The 5,373-nt window shown below is 37.1% G+C and carries 2 protein-coding genes; both read right to left on the minus strand.

From position 1 onward, the window contains the following. A partial coding sequence (locus ACFIMG_RS00010; RefSeq protein WP_375678262.1) for a pertactin-like passenger domain-containing protein occupies nucleotides 1–1,555 on the minus strand: 1,555 nt, incomplete at its 3' end. 829 nt (nucleotides 1,556–2,384) lie between these two features. Further along, nucleotides 2,385–4,949 carry a BafA family autotransporter gene (gene bafA / locus ACFIMG_RS00015; RefSeq protein ID WP_375678263.1) on the minus strand — a complete coding sequence of 855 codons (2,565 nt, stop codon included), beginning with the start codon at nucleotides 4,947–4,949 and terminating at the stop codon, nucleotides 2,385–2,387. Nucleotides 4,950–5,373: the final 424 nt, after the last annotated feature.

A 5,373-nucleotide genomic window follows, 5' to 3' on the forward strand; every position in this document is an offset into this window, starting at 1 on the left:
CAGTTTGTTGTTTTTCATCAGAAAGAGGATGAGAACTTCCTGAACCTAAGACTTCAATAACGTGACTTCCAAGAGAGGAAACAGTTGGAGATACAGAAACACTAGAGACATTCTGTGCCCCTCTTAAATGACGTGGAGGTCGTGGTTTAGATGGCTGTTTTTTAGTAAGTGGACGAGGACCGGTATTTTTTCCTCTAGAAGGAGCACCTTGATCAGATAATGCAAGAGGAATCTTCGTTTTCTTGTTTACACACTGTGCTTCAGTATTCGAACGTGTCGTACCTCCAGAGGCTCTTCCTAAATACCAAATTGTAGCACTACCACTAGAATCAGCACATCTATCTCTCTTCAGCAATTGATATTGATAGGCCCCACCATCAACAGCTGTAATGTCCTTACCCGAAAGGTCTGCCAGAGTAAAATTAGCGCCTCCATTGTGGCTTCTATCAGTAATTAAATTAATCCCTGTGACCAAACTATTCTTTTGTGAGAGAAGACCTGTAATTTCACGACCAGAATCTACAACGCTTATTTTGTGATTACCTGCGCCCTCATCAATCGATAAGTAATCACTCGAATCCCCCGTAGCACTAATATTGAATCGAAAATATAAACTCCCTGAAAGTTTCTCAACATGAAGTGAAATATATCGTGGATCATACGGTATAGAAGTAAAAATAACAGTCCCATTTTGCCCCCCTAAATCTTCAATTTCAATCTGAGGTTTTTCTCCCATATTCCGTTCACCAACCTCAAATATTGTTTCATCCACTCTGTCCTTTATAGGAATTTTTTTCTTAGTCGTATGATTTGTCCTATCACCAGCGAATAAATAAAGTTCTCCGTGATCATTAATCCTTACTTCTCCAAGGACCTCTTGTACACCAACATGGAACCACGATTTAGCAAAGTTGTTAACAGTCAGACCATCCACAAACCCTTCAGGATATACAACTTGAATAGCATGATCTTTCAAATTAGTAGCATAAGATTCTCCTAACGCTAAGACGTGCTGTCTCCCATTCTCAGAGACCTCAGCATACATTGATTTTCCCCCCTCTTTTCTTTGTCCTGCATAAAGATTTTGTTCTCCGTTATCTCCCACTTTCGTATACCAACCCCACGCTCCATCATACACATTCTGCTGTCCAACTGTTCCACCATCCCCAGTAACTGTGGAATTATATGCACTACTTTTTCTCTCCACGCTTGTAAGATCAATATATGGCTCTTCATGAATAAACTGCTGACCTCCCAAAATTTTGGCGTTCATTGCAATTCCTGCCCGTGTAACTATTTGCATCCCTCCTTTTTTAATAGTGGAACCTACAGAACTTTCTCCATTATCAACAAGCTCTACATCACCATCTTTGAGAATAGTATTATTGCGAAAAAAATTAGACATCAGTGCTATTTTTTTTTCTTCCTCTTCTCTATTTACCACATGTGTTGCTCTTGTTAGCACTCTATTCCTACTCTCAACTGCACTTGCAGATTGCACAAGACAACTACTGATCATCAATACTGAAAAACTTAATTTGTATTTATACCGCATTATCCACACTCCACTCTCAATTATTTAGAAAATACCTCGCGACTACATAGATAGCTCATTTTAGATTGTATCATAATGTGTTTTATTTATGTCTAAATACAATTTTTTAGTGTATTTTTTTAATTTAAACAACTTAAAGTTGTTTGTCTATAAACCACTAAAAAACTCTAACTTAGGGCAGAAAAATTGAATAAAATTCAAAATGTTCACTTAAATTAAAGGAATAATTTGCATATCTGGAATTATAGATGAAAAAAATGCTCGTGCCCTTTAATGGGTCCCCTCTTCACGTAAAACAAAACGCCATTGGGTTGTACATTCACTCACTTGTTTTAAAGATACATCTCTCAATGCACTCAAGCCCATTTCGCCACGTCATCCATGAATGATATACCGGTAAAGCCATTGCCCCCCCAATCTTTACGCTTATGAAGAAGCGGGCCGATATCATCATACACTTTGCCATCCCAATGTTGTGACAGCCCTTGACACTAGAGACGATTCATCAGAGACATTTTTACTTCTTTTTTGTATAGTTTTTATACACACCTTCATCCCGCTTGCGATGTGCCAAGCGAATAATTTTGATTGATTCAACATAAACAAATTTGGAATGAGAGAATCCTATGATTTTTGCGACTCTCATTCAACATGCATAGAAATGAATTATTATTATAAATTCAGTATGTTGCCTTTAAAAGAGAGAGTATAAAGACATTCCTACTATTTGAGAAAGTCCCTACACTCTCGAGAAGACATAGCCGAACGTTATCTCTTTAAGCTTGCAAAACAATTACATTTGTAAAGTTAATCAGCCATACACACATATTTAGAAACTATAGCGTAATCCTAAAATACCTTGAAGAGCATTCTTAATCTTATGTCCTTTTAGATAATGTGCTTCCGCATAAAGTGTTAGTTTATCATTGACCGAACCGTTTAAACCAATTCCCAATTTACCCGCACTGCCTGACAAATCTGTAATAAATTTATACTGGTTATTAATTGTCGTATAATTATTATTTATATTCTCACGCAACCAAGCTGCCATAATGTAAGCTGTTAATGAAGTTTCTGAACTCACAAAAAATTCATGTCCTGCAGTCAATCCAACTTCACTGCGGAATGAAGTTAATGGGCTTAGATCACCTATCATTCCATTGGAAAGTTTTATTCTTTTACCTTCAACCTGCAAACCTGTTAGCTTGATATAAGGCTGCATCCAAGTATTCTGTGCCGGTTTAAAATAACAACCAATCTCAAATGATCCACCTATCGCCCACTGATTGTAATGACTTTGAATGGCAAAACCATTCGTTGATATGGCTTTCAAATTATCTCGGTAATAATTATATTTCAAAACACCATCCATATACCATCCACGATGATCAAAATAAGTTGCGTAAGTTCCAATACTATAAGAGCTCAAATCGCTGTCACCACCTCGTGTATGAGAAATACGTGCTTGATCATAACTCCCGAAACCACCAACATACAACTCTCCATGCCTTAATGCACTCAACTGATCAGCACCAAAGACTAAACCTGTCTGCCCAAGCTTAAAGTGTGTATGGCCTGTCGCAATACGTTCTCTGCTCTTAATCCCATAAGTCCATAGTTCGATATCTTTCCTATTCCTGTTCCAAATTTTTCTACCATTCCGGACAATTTGCAATTCATTGTTAAAAATAAGTCCAGGAACTACGGACAACGTTAACACTGCATCTGTAGAAGGTGTCGTTGATGTTTCTCCAGGAAAAAAAGGATTTGTCGGATCTGGAATAGAGTTTTCTGGTCCACTGAGGCGATCTGCCGATAAAAACCAAACTTTTCCATTTTCATCCTTTCTTTCTTTCAAATCATACATATAAGTTCCACCATCAATGGCGTTAATTTTTTCACCCTTAAGATCTGTCAGCGTAAAATGCGCTCCACCACTTTGATCCGTAATTAAATCACGCTTATTTGAAAAAGGATCCGTGATTTCAACTCCAGAATCAGCAACACTTATTGTATGTTTCCCAGCGCCTTTCTCAACCAAGAGATAATCACCACGGTTATGGGCAATCGTAGTATTGAACGCGAAATGTAAATTTCCTGAAAGATTATTCACATGAAGCTGAGAATAATATGGATCAGAACCTGTAAACGAAAAAATAACACTCCCTTCACCACTTAATTTTTGTATCAAAGAACTTTTTCCATCAAACTCATCAGTAATAGAGTATAGTTTTGTATCTTTTCCATTTAAAATAATATCTTCTACTATGGTATGATGTTGATCATTCCCAGCATAAAGATGGATCTGTCCAGAATGGTTTACCTGTGTCTTGCCTTCTAATGTTGCTCCAGCATGCACCCATGATTTTGTTTGATCATTCATTGTTAGATTTTTTACAGATCCATCAGTATATATTTCCTGAATAGCACTCTCATTTAAAGTGACTCCAATAGCCTGACCGCCTTTTAAGATACGTTGTTTACCACCACCAAAAACTTCTGTGTCAAATGAAAAACCACCATTTTTTGCACTTTGAGACTTTTGTCCAACCTCTTGGACACCCCCTTGCATAACTTTTGTATTCCAAACTTTTCCGCCATCATATACTTTTTGTTGGCCTAGTGTTTCATCTTGACCATAAATGATAGTATGAGAAGCACTACTGCCTTTAACCTCTCCTCCAACATCCCCCTCGCCGAAAACAAGCTGCTCACCGCCATAAATTTTAGTCCCCTCTACTTTCCCTCCATTTCCAACACTTTGGTGCCCGCCTTCTTTAACAACAGCATTTTTCGAAAAACCTTGTTTTCCCTTCAAAGCCTCAACATTTTCAATTCCACCATATTCAATTTTACTATTCTCACTGAGTCCTCCTGCATACACATAAAGCTCTGCACCATTCCTTACAGTGTTATTAATGGATCGCCCTGGACTATCAATCTCACCATCATTTGAAATGTATGCTTTACCTTCATTATCAAGGATATAATTTTCTAACAGTGCCCCATCTTTAATGGAAATAAGTTCAGGCTTTTTAAGAAATGCAGTATTTTGTTCTTGTGCATTATATCCAGCATTGTCACGATGGCTGCTGTCAAGCTCCTGTTGACTCGCAAACACTCTAGCACCCTTATCCATGATAAAATCGCTAGGCTTTTTCAAAAAGTCTAATTCATTGCGCGTTCTTACCATGACATCATTAGAGGCTCCAAGTATGCATCTACCTGTTTTCATATCCTCATTGTATTGATCTTGAAATACTTTATCATTTTCATAACTTGAAGATTGACAAAAAAGTGCTGTTCTCCCCTCATTTGCAGCAGCAGCTTGCACAAAACAGCTGCTCAACATGAGTATCCAACAATGTCGTTTCCATTTATATTGTAGAGCCATATCCTCCCCCCTTCACGCCTGCATAGACACTGAACGTAATTAGCTCTACAAAACATATTTTCAACCTTAGATTGCAATAATCCTTCTTAAAAATCCCCCTTATCTCATAAAAAACCGTTCTTTACAGTTTTTTAAATACTTTTTTGATCAAGAATATAAGGGCGTTTTTATAGGGCTTCTTTAGCATTTCCTCAGAATTTTCTTATCAAAAAAAAGTAATGCATAATCAAGTATATAAGGGAATACAGTTTATCAAGAACAACGAAGCTGCGTGCTCTGAAAAATTGTTCTCTGATGCTGCATTAAAAACTTAAAAAAACTAATCATACATTTAAAGATAACTAAAAAATAACCATATCGTTAGAAACTATAGCGTACACCTAAAATACCCTGAAGGGACTGTTTTGTTTTACGCCCTTTAATA

Source organism: Bartonella sp. AP11XZML (assembly GCF_042196445.1).
Classification (GTDB): Bacteria; Pseudomonadota; Alphaproteobacteria; order Rhizobiales; family Rhizobiaceae; genus Bartonella.

Bases quoted from the DNA above. Each gene is read 5' to 3' on its own strand.
- bafA (WP_375678263.1), bottom strand. From the start codon at position 4,949: ATGGCTCTACAATATAAATGGAAACGACATTGTTGGATACTCATGTTG.